Source organism: Companilactobacillus keshanensis (assembly GCF_003946205.1).
In the GTDB taxonomy this organism is placed as follows: Bacteria; Bacillota; Bacilli; order Lactobacillales; family Lactobacillaceae; genus Companilactobacillus; species Companilactobacillus keshanensis.
The window spans coordinates 124876-141642 of sequence record NZ_RHOS01000004.1 but is presented as its reverse complement, the minus strand read 5'-3'; the positions used below and the strand labels follow the sequence as shown (position 1 = coordinate 141642).

General features: G+C 35.5%; 13 protein-coding genes and 3 pseudogenes. All 16 read right to left on the bottom strand.

Translation table 11 applies throughout. The features are described from left to right. Positions 1–103: 103 nt before the first annotated feature. Complete coding sequence (dnaJ, locus tag EKM64_RS04050; protein WP_125675846.1) at positions 104–1234, bottom strand: molecular chaperone DnaJ; 1131 nt, start codon at positions 1232–1234, stop codon at positions 104–106. A 126-nt stretch (positions 1235–1360) separates the two neighbouring features. Beyond that, entirely contained in the window at positions 1361–3220 is a 1860-nt protein-coding gene (gene dnaK, locus EKM64_RS04045; protein WP_125675844.1) for a molecular chaperone DnaK, read from the bottom strand. A gap of 29 nt (positions 3221–3249) precedes the next feature. Further along, the gene (gene grpE / locus EKM64_RS04040; RefSeq protein WP_125675842.1) at positions 3250–3819 is read right to left on the bottom strand and encodes a nucleotide exchange factor GrpE; all 570 of its coding nucleotides are present in this window, start codon (positions 3817–3819) and stop codon (positions 3250–3252) included. 16 nt (positions 3820–3835) lie between these two features. After that, positions 3836–4882, bottom strand: coding sequence for a heat-inducible transcriptional repressor HrcA (gene hrcA / locus EKM64_RS04035; RefSeq protein WP_125675840.1), 1047 nt, complete (start codon positions 4880–4882; stop codon positions 3836–3838). Between the two features lie 161 nt (positions 4883–5043). Beyond that, entirely contained in the window at positions 5044–5940 is an 897-nt protein-coding gene (ribF, locus tag EKM64_RS04030) for a riboflavin biosynthesis protein RibF (protein WP_318530735.1), read from the bottom strand. A gap of 54 nt (positions 5941–5994) precedes the next feature. Continuing rightward, positions 5995–6903 carry a tRNA pseudouridine(55) synthase TruB gene (gene truB, locus EKM64_RS04025; protein ID WP_125675838.1) on the bottom strand — a complete coding sequence of 303 codons (909 nt, stop codon included), beginning with the start codon at positions 6901–6903 and terminating at the stop codon, positions 5995–5997. 111 nt (positions 6904–7014) lie between these two features. Further along, on the bottom strand, positions 7015–9009 hold the full coding sequence (locus EKM64_RS04020; RefSeq protein WP_225420947.1) for an LTA synthase family protein: 1995 nt from the start codon (positions 9007–9009) through the stop codon (positions 7015–7017). A 456-nt stretch (positions 9010–9465) separates the two neighbouring features. Next, positions 9466–10449 (bottom strand): DUF5692 family protein, encoded by a 984-nt coding sequence (locus EKM64_RS04015; protein ID WP_225420946.1) that lies wholly within the window; start codon positions 10447–10449, stop codon positions 9466–9468. Positions 10450–10534: 85 nt separating this feature from the next. After that, positions 10535–11089: a TetR/AcrR family transcriptional regulator gene (locus EKM64_RS04010; RefSeq protein WP_125675834.1), complete on the bottom strand. Its 555-nt coding sequence runs from the start codon at positions 11087–11089 to the stop codon at positions 10535–10537. Positions 11090–11170: 81 nt separating this feature from the next. Continuing rightward, positions 11171–11530, bottom strand: a complete 360-nt coding sequence (gene rbfA / locus EKM64_RS04005) for a 30S ribosome-binding factor RbfA (RefSeq protein ID WP_125675832.1) — start codon at positions 11528–11530, stop codon at positions 11171–11173. Positions 11531–11541: 11 nt separating this feature from the next. Further along, positions 11542–14172 (bottom strand): annotated as a pseudogene (gene infB / locus EKM64_RS04000) (translation initiation factor IF-2); the annotation flags it as partial. A 198-nt stretch (positions 14173–14370) separates the two neighbouring features. Further along, positions 14371–14448 (bottom strand): annotated as a pseudogene (locus tag EKM64_RS11730) (hypothetical protein); the annotation flags it as partial. 13 nt (positions 14449–14461) lie between these two features. Further along, positions 14462–14761: a L7Ae/L30e/S12e/Gadd45 family ribosomal protein gene (locus tag EKM64_RS03995; protein WP_125675828.1), complete on the bottom strand. Its 300-nt coding sequence runs from the start codon at positions 14759–14761 to the stop codon at positions 14462–14464. Next, positions 14758–15066, bottom strand: a complete 309-nt coding sequence (gene rnpM, locus EKM64_RS03990) for an RNase P modulator RnpM (RefSeq protein ID WP_125675826.1) — start codon at positions 15064–15066, stop codon at positions 14758–14760. The genes EKM64_RS03995 and rnpM overlap by 4 nt, the downstream gene beginning before the upstream one ends. A 67-nt stretch (positions 15067–15133) precedes the next feature. Beyond that, a pseudogene (gene nusA, locus EKM64_RS03985) lies at positions 15134–16186 on the bottom strand (transcription termination factor NusA); the annotation flags it as partial. A 46-nt stretch (positions 16187–16232) separates the two neighbouring features. Then, positions 16233–16700: a ribosome maturation factor RimP gene (gene rimP / locus EKM64_RS03980; protein ID WP_125675825.1), complete on the bottom strand. Its 468-nt coding sequence runs from the start codon at positions 16698–16700 to the stop codon at positions 16233–16235. Positions 16701–16767: the final 67 nt, after the last annotated feature.

Below are 16767 nucleotides of genomic sequence, written 5' to 3'. Positions count from 1 at the left end.
GTCTCCTGTAGAATACAGGAGACAATCCATGATTTCTTAAAACTTATAAAAATGTCTAACTTTTTTATTGCACTTCATTAAGATTTCCTTTTTAAAATATATTCTAACCTTTAAAAGTATCCTTCAATTTATCAAAGAAGTTACTATCTTTTTCTTTAACTTTATTTCCGCCCGCTTCAGCAAACTTCTTCAAAGCTTCTTTTTGTTCACTGGAAAGTTTACGAGGCGTAACGATATTAACGGTGACTTTTTCATCACCAACTTTGTCACTATTTAATACAGGTGCACCTTTACCACGCAATCTAAATGAAGTACCAGTTTGAGTACCATTAGGAACAGTTAATTTAACTGGACCATGAACGGTATTAACTTCGATCTCATCACCTAACGTTGCTTGAGGGAAGCTAATATTTACTGATGTATAAATTGTTCCTCCGTCACGAGTAAATTCGCGACTAGCCTTAACTCTAAAGACAATATAAAGATCACCATACGGTCCACCATTTTCACCGGCTTCACCTTGACCATCTAGCCTCATTTGTTGACCATCTTCAACACCAGCTGGAACTGTAACTTTAAGCGTATGTTTGTTATTTACTTTACCCTTACCATGACATGTTGGGCACTTTTCTTTAATTTCTTTACCAGTACCATTGCAGACATCACAAACAACTCTTGTACGCATACGACCTAATGGAGTCGCACGTTCTACTTCAACGTGTCCTGAACCGTGACATTTATGACAAGTTTCTGGGGTAGTACCAGGTTTGGCACCATTACCACCACAGGTCTTACACTCTTCTTCACGATTGTAGTTAATGTTTGTTGACTTACCGAAAACTCCTTCTTCAAAGGAAAGATCCATTCGATATTGCAAATCTGAACCCTGTCTTGGAGCATTTGGACTCTGTCTAGCAGTACCGCCACCAAAGAATTGACTGAAAATGTCATCGAAACCGCCGAACTGTTCACCAGTTCCGCCGCCACCAAAACCGCCAAATCCTTGTCCGCCATTCATACCTGCTGATCCATACTGATCAAATTGGGCACGCTTTTGAGGGTCCTTAAGAGTTTCATATGCTTCATTTATTTCTTTAAATTTCTCTTCAGCATCAGGTGCTTTGTTAATATCAGGATGATATTTTTTTGAAAGTTTACGGAATGCTTTTTTTATTTCATCTTCAGAAGCGCTTTTATCAACGCCTAAAACATCATATGGATCTCTATTTGCCATTAAAAATCACCTTTGTGACGGGACAAACTGTCCCATTTTATCTTTTTCAAGCTCAAAAGAGCAGTACATTTTTATACTATACCATTAAAAGTCTAGTAATTAAATCACTGCTCTTTATCACAAAACTTATTTTTTATCTTTATCTGGATCTACTTCTTCAAAGTCACCATCAACTGTCTTACCGTCGTCACTCTTGCCGTCAGCACTCTTTGTACCTTCAGCAGCATCACCACCAGCAGCTTTTTGTTGATCTTGAGCTTGTTGATAAAGTTTTACAGATAAATCTTGAACGATTTTATTCAAGTCGTCACGTTTCTTCTTCATGTCTTCAAGGTCGCCAGAGTCTTGAGCTTTCTTCAAAGCATCACGAGCATCTTCAGCTTTCTTGATCTCATCATCAGAAACTTTACCTTTAATATCCTTAAGGGTCTTATCAGTAGCAAACAATGTTTGTTCAACATCATTCTTAACATCTACTTCTTCCTTACGTTGGTTATCTTCGTCTTCGTGTTCCTTAGCTTCTTTCATCATCTTATCAATTTCTTCATCACTCAAACCTGATGAACTCTTGATAGTGATCTTTTGTTCCTTGTTAGTACCAAGATCTTTAGCGGAAACATTAACGATACCATTCTTATCAATATCGAACTTAACTTCGATCTGAGGTACACCACGTGGTGCGGCAGGAATATCTGTTAATTGGAAACGACCTAAAGTCTTATTATCAGCGGCCATTGGACGTTCACCTTGCATAACGTGAATATCAACAGCACTTTGATTATCTGCAGCAGTTGAGAATGTTTGTGACTTGCTTGTTGGGATAGTTGTATTTCTGTCAATCAACTTAGTAAATACTCCACCCATTGTTTCAATACCTAATGAAAGTGGTGTGACATCAAGTAGAACAACATCTTTAACATCACCAGAGATAACACCACCTTGAATGGCGGCACCTAAAGCAACGGCTTCATCAGGGTTAATTGAGTGGTCAGGTTCTTTACTTGTCCAGTTCTTAACGGCTTCTTGAACAGCAGGGATACGTGTTGAACCACCATTTAAGATAACCTTATCAAGATCTGAAGCTGAAAGATTAGCATCTTGCAAGGCCTTATCAACTGGGATTCTTGTTCTTTCAACTAATTCTGATGTTAATTCATCAAACTTAGCACGTGTTAATGTTTCTTCCAAGTGAAGTGGGCCATTGGCACCAGATGAGATAAATGGCAAACTAATTGATGTTTGACTTACACCAGATAGATCTTTCTTAGCCTTTTCAGCAGCATCCTTTAATCTTTGAAGAGCCATCTTGTCTTGTGCCAAGTCAACGCCATTCTTATTCTTGAATTGTTCAACTAACCAATCAATGATCTTTTGGTCAAAGTCATCACCACCAAGATGTGTATCACCATTTGTCGAAAGTACTTCGAACACTCCGTCACCTAATTCAAGGATAGAAACATCAAATGTACCACCACCAAGATCATAAACAAGAATCTTTTCGTCACCCTTGTCATTATCAAGACCATAAGCAAGTGCTGAAGCTGTTGGTTCGTTAACAATACGTTTAACATTCAAACCAGCGATTTTACCAGCATCTTTAGTAGCTTGTCTTTGTGAATCATTGAAGTATGCAGGTACTGTAATAACAGCATCTGTAACATCTTCACCAAGATATTCTTCAGAGAACTTCTTGATATGTTGCAAGATCATAGCTGAAATTTCTTGTGGTGTATATGATTTACCAGCAACAGTTACCTTGTAACCTGGTTCACCGATGTGTCTCTTGATTGATGAAACTGTATCTGGGTTAGTGATTGCCTGTCTTTTAGCAACTTCACCAACTTGAATCTCACCATCTTTGAAAGCAACAACAGAAGGAGTAGTTCTAGCACCCTCTTTGTTAGCAATAATCTTAGGTGATCCACCTTCAAGTACAGCAACTGCTGAGTTTGTAGTACCTAAATCAATACCAATAACTTTTGACATAAACTAAAACCTCTTTTTAAAATTTTATATTACTGAGCAACAATGACCATTGCAGGACGCAATACACGGTCTTCTAACTTATAACCCTTTTGTAACACTTGGACGATAGTATCTTTAGGATGATCATCATCGGCAGGAACAGTTTGCACTGCTTGACTGTCGGTTGGATCAAACTTGTCACCAACACCTTCGATAACAGTTACTTTATTATCTTTCAAGGCTTTCACCATGTGTTGTTGAACCATTTCGATACCCTTCTTCAATTGCTTGCCGGCATCATCGTCGACTTCAACTGTTAAGGCACGTTCCAAATTATCAATTACTGGAAGTATTTCAGTAGCCAACTTTTGCCCATCATACTTCAAAATCCCAGCAACTTCTTTTTTATGACGATTATTCATATTTTGAACTTCAGCTTGGCTTCTAAGAAATTTATCTTCCAATTCTGAATTCTTAGCCTTTAGATCCTTTAAAGCTGCATCCTTTGGATCAACTGTTTCTTTAGGACTTTTTTTTGAAGAACCAGTTTTTGTTTCAGCTTTTTCTTCAGGCTTCTTAGAATCGTCTACTTTTTTCTCTGTATCTTCTTTATCTGCCATTACTTCCTCCTAAGTATCAAGAATCATCATACCGTGAATAATAGTCAATCAATCTTTTAGCCAATTCTTGTCTGAATTCTCCTAACAATCCGATCAATTGTGAATAATGCATTGTCGTTGGTCCCAATAGAGCAATAACACCCTTACCATGATGACCAACATCGTAGTTAGCAGTAATAATACTGTAATTCTTAAATGCATCTGAACCCAACTCACTACCCAAGCGAACACGAATGCCATCGTCGGCAATGTCAGGATCAAGCAATTTCTTCAAATCATTACTTTCATTAATAATTGAGAAAAGTGATTGTACTTCTGATAAATCTTCATTATTTGCATAATTCAATAAATTAAGTTGTCCATCGACAAAATATTTTTCTGAACCTGCTTTTTTAAATAGTTGATCGATCATGTCGATCAACCCATCATTTGAATACATATACTCAGATAAAATAGCTGGAATATCGTCATGCAACATTTTGATCACTTTAGGTAAAGGTTGCCCAACCAATTTGTCATTAACAACTCTAACTATTTTTTCTATAAGTTCCGTATCAAACTCTTCATTTATTGTATAAATGTTACTTTCAACATTATTATCGCTGGTAACGATAATTGCCATTATTTGACGATCATTTAATGGTACGATCCTAAAACCAGTTAATAGAACTGCGTTGCTTTCAGGACCTAATGTGATTGCTGTATAACTCGTTAAATGAGAAAGAATCTTCGCCGACTGTTCAATAATGTCATCGATTTGATGATATGTTTGACCAAAATCTTCATCGATCCTCTGAGCAATATTTTGAGGTACTGACATAGGTCGAACCAAATGATCAAGATAATAACGATATCCCATTGCAGATGGAATACGACCAGAAGAAAGATGGGTTTTCTCGAGATAACCTATTTCTTCCAACGTTGCCATTTCATTTCTGATCGTTGCCGAACTGACATGAAACGTCAACGCATTCATCAATGTCTTTGAACCAACCGGTTGGCCGGTATCTGTAAAAATGCGCACGACCTCTTTCAAGATAGAATCTTGACGTTCCGATAACATTATACCGTCCTCCTTTTAGCACTAATCATCTATGAGTGCTAACAATGTAAAATATAACAATCTCTACCAATAGTGTCAAGTACTGAGCCCTAGAAAAACAAAAGAATTTACTGAAAATGAAAACATAAAAAGAGAGCTAGAACATCTCACGCTCTATCCCTTTATTTGTGTTCTTGAAAATATTTTAATGTATTCTCTTTATCCAAATGCAATTGTTCGATCAATTCATCAGCACCATTAAACTTAACTTCACCACGCAAATACTTTAACCATTCAACTCTGACAGGTTTGTCATATATATCTTCGTCAAAATCGAATAAGTTGGCTTCGATCGTTACGCCAGTATCTTCTTTAAAAGTCACATTATAACCAACAGATGTCATTGCTTCGTACCATTCATCGTTAACCTCTATACGAGTCACATAGACGCCGATAGAAGGCTTTACCTGATTTGACGAAGTACGTATATTGGCAGTCGGATAACCTAATGTACGGCCTCTTTGTAGCCCATGAATCACGACTCCTTGATTTTGATACTTATATCCTAAAACCTTATTGGCCAGATCGACCTTATCAGACGTGATCAATTCCTTGATCGAGCTTGAACCGATTTTTTGACCATCATACATCTGCTCAGGTATCGTTATGACTTCAAATCTGTTTTTAGCATACTTAGGTAAATTTTCCATATTAGCTATATCACGTTTACCATACGTATAGTCAAAACCGGCCACAACATATTGTGCGCGCATTTGAACCATATATTGATTAACAAATTCCTCTGGAGTCAAACGTGAAAATTCCAAGCTGAATTCCATAACATACAAATAATCTACGTCCAGTTTTTCAACTAGTTCAGCTTTTCTGGCCACTGTTGATAAATACTGATAATTTTTCTCATGTTGATAGACTTCTCTAGGCGATCGATCAAAAGTTAGTAAAACAGACCTCAAACCCTTTTCTTTTGCTAGCTTTACACCGCGATTAATAACTTTTTGATGTCCCTCATGTACACCATCAAAGTATCCCATTATCAAAACCGTGTCCTCAGAAGGGATCTGATCTTATTTTAAGGGATGTTTTACATTTAAAATCTTCATAATTAATCTTTTCTACTCATTGTTTAGTAACATCGTTTCAGGCTTCCACATTGAATCCATTGGATCATACTTATATATTGCCTTGGTAATGTTATTCTTGGTAACTCTGAGATTCTTTTTAGTATCGTATTGTGAAAACTCCAAGAAGCCTCCGTGAATGACATTTACTTCCCACTCCTCATTTGTCAATTCATGTGCTGGAAGATCTTCTAGAACATCATCAATACTCTTTAGGAAACCATACTCCTCTGATTCTATCATTGACTCAATATCTGACAACTTATAAGTGTCTTTTAAATCAAAACCCGCACTTTGTGTTCTTGTAAGCTCTGACATGAACGATGGAACACCTAATAATGAACCAAATTCTACAGCCAATGTTCTAACATAAGTACCCTTAGAGCATCTAACATGGAATCTAACAGTTTGTTTGCCAGTTGCTTGATCAAAAATCGGTTCACCCATCATATAAAAGTCATATAGATGAATTTGCCTTTCTGGACGTTTAACTTCTAAGCCCGCACGAGCATACTCGTAAAGCTTTTTACCATTAACCCTAACGGCCGAATACATTGGAGGTATCTGTGTCAAATCCCCGATCATACTAGTAAATACTTCCTGAAGCTTCTCGTTAGAAAAGGCTTGATCCAACTTAATATCTTCAACGACATCCCCTTCACGATCTTCAGTCGTGGTTGAGGTACCTAAGGTTACTTCACCTTCGTATTCTTTAGGTGAACCAGTCAAGCGATTAACTAACTTAGTAGATTGACCTACACAAATTGGTAAAACTCCATCCACTAAAGGATCTAAAGTTCCCGTATGACCTACTTTTTTAGTATGTAAAATTTTTCTTAATTTATAAACACAATCAGAACTAGTCAGTCCGATCTCTTTATGTAAAGGAATTACACCATTCATGTATTTAATCTCCGTAACTATTAATAAACAACTTTATTAATTATAACAAAAAAACTTCCATTGAATTGGAAGTTTTGCAGACTATCAATACAAGTCATTGGTTAAATAATTTTATTTGAGTTGTTGAAGTAACTCCTGATTAAATTCCGGAGCATCACTATCATAGAAATTTGTAGTTGAATCGTTGTCACTCTTAGAATACATACTAGTTGAACCAGTTCCCTTTTCATCCCTTATTTTAAGAAGTCTATCTGTCTGATTTAGATAATTATATTTATCATCAGTGGGATCAATTGGCATAAATCCTTCAGGAGTATAGAATCTCAAGAGATTTTGATTATTGATTTTATCTGATATTTTTAAGCGCCTATCGACCTGTTTTCCTAACTTCTTTATTTTTTTGGATAATATCACATTCTCTGATAGATCAATTTTTTCACCACTGGAATTGAGATAGACATCATATGACTCCTTACCTTTCTTTAAGGCAGTATATTCAGGAGTTACAAAACTACCATTTCTAAAAGGAACGATTTGACTATGATCTTTAGATAATAGATCCTCACCCAATTGCAGATAACTTTTAGAGTTGATCCCAACAAGATGAAGAATCGTTGGTAAGACATCTATCTCACCACCATAAGTATTCTTAACTCCACCTTTTAAACCTTTCATATGTATCATAAATGGAACTCTTTGGAGTTGAGCATTATTGAAATCAGTCCATTGGTCTTCGGAATAACCTAATAAGGGTGCCAGATCAGGATTCTTATCATTAGAAATTCCATAATGATCACCATATAAAACGATCATTGATTTATCATATAATCCACTTTTCTTTAAATAATTAAAAAATTCCTCTAATGCACTATCCAAATAGTGTGCCGTCAGAAAATAGTTATTTACGACGTTATTTTTGGTCTGAGAAGTAACAAAGTCATCGTTATCCTCAGCAGGAAGGTCAAACGGGTAATGATTAGTTAACGTAATATATTTAACATAGAATGGCTGTTGCAACTGTTCTAAATACTTGGTACTCTCCGCAAACATTAACTTATCCTTTAAACCAAATCCAACACTGCTGTCATTCGAATTGTGGAATGATTTTTGATCAAGAAAATAGTTATATCCAAAATTAGGATAGACCTTATCTCTCGAATAAAAACTGGCGACATTACCATGAAATACAGCGCTAGTGTATCCTTCTTTTTGATTCAAAATTGCCGGCGCAGCTTGAAAAGTATTACTAGGCCCTAATTGAGGTAAAAAAGAACCTTCTGGCAGACCAAATAGACCCGTTTCTAACATTGTTTCAGCATCACTTGTCTTACCTTGTCCCACTTGATGGAAAAAATTACTATATGACAAAGTATTGTTGTCACCATATAGTGAGTCCAAAAAAGGCGTTACTTCTCGACCATTTACCTTAAAGTTGATTAGAAATTGTTGAAAACTTTCCAGATGAATAACTATCAGGTTCTTTTTTCGAGCTACACCAAAGTATTTCGAATTCGGTTTTGCATAGTTCTCTTGCTGATATTTTAATGGTTCATCAATACTAGTATTTTCAGCATTCTTCCGTACTCGATCTGAACTAACCGTCTTAATTGAATCGTATACAAAAAACGTATTAAGACCCAAATATTTTACAATATAAGTCTGGTCAAACAAACGAGTTAACAACTGTGGCCGATTCATTTCCGCCAAAGCCAGGTTAAACGAAAATATCATCACTCCAAAGATCGTCCATGCTACGGAATTCAACTTACTCCACACTTTTAAATTTTCCCGTGAAATCATTATGAACATAACGACAAATACAAATAATATATCTATCAAATAAATAAAGTCATAGTACTTAATTGAGTTCATTATGCTAGGACCAAGACTCTTAATAGCCTTAGCTGAACTGAGGATCGTATTTAATGAAATGAAATTCGTAAATTCTCTATAGTACAAGATGTTGCTATATAAAAAGACAGAATCAATTAAATAAAATAAGGTCATAACAAGATATGCAATTTTTGGTCTGTTGAAGTACAATCCAAGACTTAACAAGATGATACTTGTACCCAGTGGATTTATTAAAAGGACGATATTCTGCAAAATGCCCTGTACTCCTAAAGAGAAGTCAAAGTAATACGCAAAAACACTTTTTATCCAGAAAAAAACAATCAACGTAAGCATAAATTTATATATATTGTTTATCCTATTTATTTTATCCATAGATATGCAATCACTTTCCTGAACTAAAAATTAAAAAGACCAGATTAATTATCTAATAACCAATTTGATTTATTAGATAAGAATAGTCTGATAATCATCCAAAAACAATGTACTAGTGAATATAAATGGCATTATATGTCAGTTATACTGTATCTAAATTCCATTAATCATACTATATTCTATTTTATACTATATCATAGTCGTAAAATATATTATTTTCATCCCAGAATACTGTGTCATAAATATAACAACCTAGCTTTACTGGAATTTTAAAACTTGCTTTTAAATGAAAAAAAATCACATCGATTATTTTCATAACCAATATGATTTTTAAAATCAAATCAAAGCTGAATCTTTCCTACTTGAATCTTTTGTATTTGAATCATTAGGGAACTTATCACTATCCAAATTATCTGCCACTACTTGGTCATGCGCTCTAGTTCCAGCGTATATCGAGTCTTTCAAAGGATTCCTACGTAATTTGACAACTCGATAAATATGTAATCCTAAAACAGCCATATTAATCAACAATGCCAATGCACTGATTGTCATAAGTGCTGTACTGTTGTGAGAACTCTGAACTGCAAATTGAGAATCAGTTACAAAAGCTGGGAAACTCATCGTAAACATCATCCAAAATGCTAACGTTTGAGCACGTGCCTGTAACCAGGAGCCCTTCTTAATAAAGAATGCAGCAATAGTACATGAAAGAAGTAATGCCGCTCCTGCGTAAAATGAATGATCACCAACACAATTGTAAACATAAGCAAAGTTCCATACATCATAGGCAATGATCCATGGCCAAATTTGATCAGGCCAAATCATGTCCTTTTGTTTATCACGACTAATAATGATTCCCATCCAACCAGTTATCGTAATAATATTAATGATTCCAGCGATCCCATTCATGATATTCCATACTCCACCATTCATAAAGACGCCGTCAACCATTCCATGTAATCCATAAACTTGGAAATCTCTGAATACAGCTTCCATGATATTAACCGATAAAATAATTGGTGGGAACATAAGCATCCACTTATTATTCTGCAGTTTAGGAATAAATCTCAAAGCCATAAATCCTAAACATCCTGCCAATGCCGAATAAACTTTTACCCAATGAAACCATGTACCCGTACTGCTACCAGCTCCGGCAGTCTTGGGCCAAACAAAAATTGTTAAAATAATAGGTACAGCCACAAAAAGTGCCAGTCCAACCCACTTATTAGCTCGTGCGGCTTCGTTCAATAACATTAATGCTGCAATAACAGCAATCCACATTAACCAATCTATTGCAGTAATATTTTGAAATAAGAACATTATAATCGCCTCCGGTTAACTTAGTTATCTAATTCACAATTAAATTGTAACCGGTTTCTAGAGTTCTTCATATGGTCAAAGACACTCACTTGTCCAAACTTTGATAATTTCTTTTAACAACTGCTTCAATCGTTCCGCCAAGCATACGATCCATTCGTTCAACAAATTCATATTCTGATTCTTTCATATCAGTTACCAACCATTGAATTACTTGACTAGTCAAAGCACGCCCATAAAAGTTACTGATCTCATCACGCAAATTGGCGTCACAATCAGGCTCTAGATCCATAACAACGCCAGATACCATATCAAAGGCCAAACGATAGAGAAAATGTTCTAAAAACGATCTATTAGTTGATCTAAATGTATTCAAACAAAATTTACGATTATCATAAATATAGCCTAATAAAGTCTTAAATCCATCAGTCCAGTTTGATTGTCTTTGGTAAGCGGCCAATTGCACGACAATTTCACGGGCATAGATCCATTCCAAAATTGATTTAATATCATCAAAATGATAATAGAAAGTATTTCGAGCAACTTTTGCCTCATTTGTTAGAATATTGATTGTAATTTTATCAACTGGAATTTTAATCATTAAATTTTTTAAGGTTTGCGCAAGTATCTCTTTAGTATCCATATTTGTTCCCCCTATAAATTGAATTCTAACATGAAAAAAAAATACCTGTCGAAATTTTCATTTCGGCGGGTATTTTTCATTTTAACGATCTGCTTCGTCTTGATGTAATTTAGCAATTAAACGATCAATTTTTTCACCATAGCGAATAGACTGATCTTGTTTAAATTCTAATTCTGGAACTTTATAAAGTGTTAGACGTGAACCAAGTTCTTTTCTGATCAAGCCTTTAGCTTTATCCAAACCAGCTTGAGTCTTTTCGACGTCACTAGCCTTCTCAGAAAGAATACTGTAGTAAATTGTGGCTTGTTGCAAGTCACCTGTCATCTCAACACCTGTTACAGTTACACCTTGAACTCGTGGATCACGAATACGTTTAAGTAAAATATCATTTACTTCTTTTTGTATTTCTTGTTCTACACGACCAATTCGATGTTTTACCATATTATCATCTCCTATTTGACTGGAACTTCTTCCATCACATAGGCTTCAATTTCATCACCAATTTTAATGTCATTGTAGTTTTCGATTGTAACACCACATTCGAATCCTGCCTTAACTTCTTTGGCATCGTCCTTGAAACGTTTAAGTGAAGCAAGTTTTCCTTCGTAGACAACGATACTGTCTCTGATCAAACGAATACCTGAATCACGAGTAATACTACCAGTATTTACAATACATCCAGCAATCGTACCGATCTTAGAAACATTGTATGTTTCACGAACAGATAAATTACCAGTGATCTTTTCTTTATAAACTGGTTCAAGCATACCCTTCATAGCGGCTTCAATTTCATCAATTGCTTGATAGATAACTCTATGTAAACGAATATCAACATTTTCATCTTTAGCTTGAATACGAGCTTGAGCAGTAGGACGTACATTAAATCCAATGATGATAGCATTACTTGCAGAAGCAAGGTTAACATCACTTTCAGTAATAGCACCTACGGCCTGATGAATAATATTTACACGAACACCTTCAACCTCGATCTTCTTCAAACTTCCAGCAATGGCTTCAACAGAACCTTGAACATCGGCCTTAATAATAACGTCGACCTTCTTAAGCTCTCCTTCTTTCATTGTTTCGAACAAGTTATCAAGTGTTACAGGGTTAGTGTTTTGACGTTCCTTTTGAATAGCACGACTAGCACGCTCTTCACCAGCCGCACGAGCTGTCTTTTCATCTGCAAAGACAACAAACTTATCAGCTGATTCTGGAACATCATTTAAACCAGTAATTTCAACTGGCTCTGATGGTGTAGCTTTCTTAACTTCTTTACCATTGTAATTAGTCATGGTTCTGACACGACCAAAAGTATTACCAACAACAACTGGATCTCCAACATGAAGTGTACCTTGTTGTACCAATAATGATGCAACTGGTCCACGACCCTTATCAAGTTTGGCTTCGATAACTGTACCGACAGCTTTTTGATCAGGGTTAGCCTTAAGTTCAAGCACATCAGCTTGTAAAAGAACCATTTCTAGTAGTTGATCAATGTTTGTTCCTTCCTTAGCGGAAATTTCAACAAAGATCGTATCACCACCGTAACTTTCAGGAATAAGTTCATATTCCATCAATTGTTCAATTACGTGTTGTGGGTTGGCACCCGGTTTATCAATCTTATTAACGGCAACGATAATAGGATCATTAGCGGCTTTAGCATGGTTGATAGCTTCAATAGTCTGAGGCATAACACCATCATCAGCTGCAACAACTAAGATAACGATATCAGTAATATCAGCACCACGAGCACGCATATTAGTAAATGCAGCATGTCCTGGTGTATCCAAGAATGTAATTAAGCGTTCTTGTAATCTTACTTGGTAAGCACCAATATGTTGAGTAATACCACCAGCTTCACTAGCTGTAACGTGAGTATGTCTCAAGTGATCCAATAGTGTTGTCTTACCATGATCAACGTGTCCCATGATTGTAACAACTGGAGGTCTTGGAACTAAGTGCTCTGTACTCTTAGTTTCTTCTTCAAAGTATTGGTCAATATCAGCGATATCTTCTTCAACTTTTTCTTCAGCGTTAATACCATAGTCTGTAGTCAATAATTCAATCGTATCCTTATCTAAGGATTGATTTTGGTTGATCATAATTCCAAGCATAAATAGTTTCTTAACAATCTCAGCTGGTTCACGATGCAACAATTTACCAATATCTTGGGCATTCATACCAACTGAATAAACAAGTGTTTCTGGTAATGGACGTTCTTTTCTTTGTGGCATAACCTTTTTAGGTTCATTGCTACGTTGACGTTGTTGTCTCTTTCTTTCCTTCTTCTTCTTACGAGATCCGAAAGGATTAGCCAAGTTTTGTTTATGACCAAAATCACGATTATTTGTTGCCTTTGGCTTCTTGTATTCTGGTTTTGGAACTTCAGCTGTATGTGCAGTTGTCTTTGGAGCGGATTGTGATTTACTAGCTTCAACAGGTTTTCTAACATTATTGTTGTTATTATTGCTGTGGTTATTATTAGGACGATTATTACTAGTATTGCTATTGTTACCACTATTATTAGTGTTATTAAAACGTCTGTTGTTGTTATTGTTATTAGGACGGCTATTGTTATTACTATTGTTGTGATTATTACGGTTGGCGCTGTTGTGGTTATTGTTGTTTCTAGGACGACTTGGTGTTGTTGCACGACTAGCATCTTGAATATTTGTCTTATATTGTTCTAGATACTTGTTTCCAGCACTTTGTCTTGGTCTTGGAGCTTGTTGTGTTTGTGCAGTTCTAACATTTCTGTTATTACGATTGTCACGTGATTGATTATTGCGACGATCGTTATTTGGTCGATTATTATTATTGTTAGAACGATTATTGCTGTTATTATATGGACGATTATTTGTACCACTATTATTACTATTAGTACGATTATCGTTTCTATTATTGTTGCTGTTAGTACTTGTATGTTGTCTACTATTACTTGAATTTACCGAACCATGGTTATTATTATTTTCACGATGGTTGTTACTATTATGATTATTGTTGTGGTCGAAATGTCCCTTATTACTCTTAGTGGCATCTCTTCTTACAGCTGTAATCTTAATTTTAGTCTTGTGTTGACCATTGCTATTACTGTTACTGCTATTTGAAGAAGTCGTGCTTTCTTTCTTAACAGTATTGGCATTATTTGTATGAGTATTATTAGTATTGCCACTTGTACTCTTTACACTATGGTTAGCAGGTTTCTTAAGACTGTTAACAATTTTTGATTCACTATTTTCATCAACAGATGACATATGATTCTTTACATCCATTCCTAGTTTTTCGGCGGCGTCAATTACAACTTGGTTATCGACGTTATTTTCTTTTGCAATAGTATAGATTCGTTTTTTGGCCATCCTATCACTCTCCTTAGTTTTCCATAAGTTCACTCAACCTTTTAGCCATTTTTAAGTCTGTTATTCCAATAACTTTTCTATCTTTTCCAATAGACTTTTTAATTTCATAACTTGTAAACTCTGTTATTAATGGTACTTGATAATATTCTGTCTTATTAGTTAAATCTTTCTTAGTTCTATCACTGCAGTCACTAGCCATCACTACTAGTTTAACACTCTTATTGCGAATTCCTTGAAGTGTTAAATCTGTTCCACTGACCATATTACCAGATCTTAGAACTATTCCTAAAAAACCTAGAAACTTATCTCTCAATGTTTCTTACCCAAATCCCCAAATAAATCCATTCTGGCTTTTTGATGATCTACAAAATCGAATAGTTCATCATAGAATTCACTTGGTACGGCATGTGAAAATACTTTTTCCAAAATCTTTTGTGATTTAGCTTTTTTCACAGCTTCAGGATCCAAACCTACATAAGCACCTCTCCCGGCTTTCTTTCCTGTTGGATCAATGGAAATATTTCCGTCCTTGTCCTTAACGATTCGAACCATTTCTCTTTTTGGATACATCTTGCTTGTTAAAATATCTTTACGCATGGGTATTTTACGAGTTGCCAAATCAATCACCCCCTAATTATTCAGAATCGGAATCGTTCTTATCAATATCGTCAATATCTACATCTTGATCGTTATCATCAACGAATTCAACTTGTGATTCTGGTTTGATATCTATCTTATAACCAGTTAATTTAGCGGCCAAACGAGCATTTTGACCCTTTTTACCAATTGCTAATGACAAATGGTAGTCAGGAACAATAACCATACATTGCTTCTTATTATCACCGTCAAATTGAACTGCAATAACTTCAGCAGGATTCAAAGCATTTGCAATAAAATCAATTGGATCGTCAACATATGGTACTACGTCAATATTTTCACCATTTAATTCATCAACGACTGCTTGAACACGAGCACCCTTAGGACCAACACAAGTACCCACTGGATCAACGTCAGCATTATCTGATTTAACCGCGATCTTAGTTCTATCTCCAGCTTCACGAGCAATCGAAACGATCTCAACCGTTCCATCATATATTTCTGGAACCTCTTGTTCAAATAATCTCTTGACCAAACCTGGGTCGGTTCTTGAAACAAATACTTGTGGACCCTTTGTAGCATTTTCTACCTTAGTAACATAAACTCTGATTCGGTCACGAGGATTATATATTTCACCAGGCATTTGATCAGCCTTTGACATAACAGCTTCAATCTTACCAAAGTTAATATAAACAAAACGATTGTCGCTTCGTTCAACAATTCCTTGAATAATTTCGTGTTCATATTGGCTGTATTCGTTATAAATTACATCTCGTTCAGCCTCTCTAACACGTTGCATAATTACTTGCTTAGCCGTTTGGGCAGCGATTCGTCCGAAGTCCTTTGGAGTAACTTCTTCCTTTATATGATCGCCTATTTCATAACCCTTACTCTTTTTTTGTGCTTCGGGAAAACTGATTTCCAATCTGTCATCAACCGATTCTTCAACCACTTCTTTGACAGCATACACGTGAATGTTACCCTTTTTGGCATCAAACTCAACATCAACATTTTGAGCTTGATTATAGTTACGTTTGTAAGCTGCAACTAAAGCTGCTTCTAAAGATTCGATCACGTATTCTTTTTTAATACCTTTTTCGGATTCCAACGCATCAAGTGCATCGATCATTTCTTTACTCATGCTATTCTCCTTAACGAGTTTCTAAATTTCTAAAAACTCTCAATCTTTAGAATTCAATGGCAAGTCGAATTTTAGCAATTTTATCTCGACTTATCTCAACTTGCTTATGAATATTTTTGATTTTATAGTCTAAAGCTATTTGTTCTTCGGTTACTTTCGTTAAAGTTCCTTCAAAAGCCTTATTTCCATCTATTTTTTGATATAAAGAGACGTTGACATAATCACCTTCATAATTGGAAAGACTTTCATCATTTTTTAAAGGACGTTCTGCACCTGGTGAAGAAACTTCCAAGTAATAAGCAGGATCGATTGGATCTAATTCATCCAACTTCTCTCCAAACTCCTCACTAATTACAGCACAATCATCGATACTGATTCCGCCCTTCTTATCTGCATAAACTCTTAAATACCAGTCGCCATGTTCGTGCACCAACTCCAAATCAACTAAAAAGAAATCATGTTGATCCAAGATAGGTTGTAAAATGGCTTTTAATTCATCAACTTTTGTATTCAAAAACACTCCTCCAAAGTAATCGGCAATAAAAAGAGTGAGCATTGCTGCTCACTCAAATCAATAATTA

Coding starts and splice junctions, on each gene's coding strand:
- dnaJ (WP_125675846.1), bottom strand. CDS start 1,234: ATGGCAAATAGAGATCCATATGATGTTTTAGGCGTTGATAAAAGCGCT.
- dnaK (WP_125675844.1), bottom strand. CDS start 3,220: ATGTCAAAAGTTATTGGTATTGATTTAGGTACTACAAACTCAGCAGTT.
- grpE (WP_125675842.1), bottom strand. CDS start 3,819: ATGGCAGATAAAGAAGATACAGAGAAAAAAGTAGACGATTCTAAGAAG.
- hrcA (WP_125675840.1), bottom strand. CDS start 4,882: ATGTTATCGGAACGTCAAGATTCTATCTTGAAAGAGGTCGTGCGCATT.
- truB (WP_125675838.1), bottom strand. CDS start 6,903: ATGAATGGTGTAATTCCTTTACATAAAGAGATCGGACTGACTAGTTCT.
- EKM64_RS04015 (WP_225420946.1), bottom strand. CDS start 10,449: ATGTTCTTATTTCAAAATATTACTGCAATAGATTGGTTAATGTGGATT.
- EKM64_RS04010 (WP_125675834.1), bottom strand. CDS start 11,089: ATGGATACTAAAGAGATACTTGCGCAAACCTTAAAAAATTTAATGATT.
- rbfA (WP_125675832.1), bottom strand. CDS start 11,530: ATGGTAAAACATCGAATTGGTCGTGTAGAACAAGAAATACAAAAAGAA.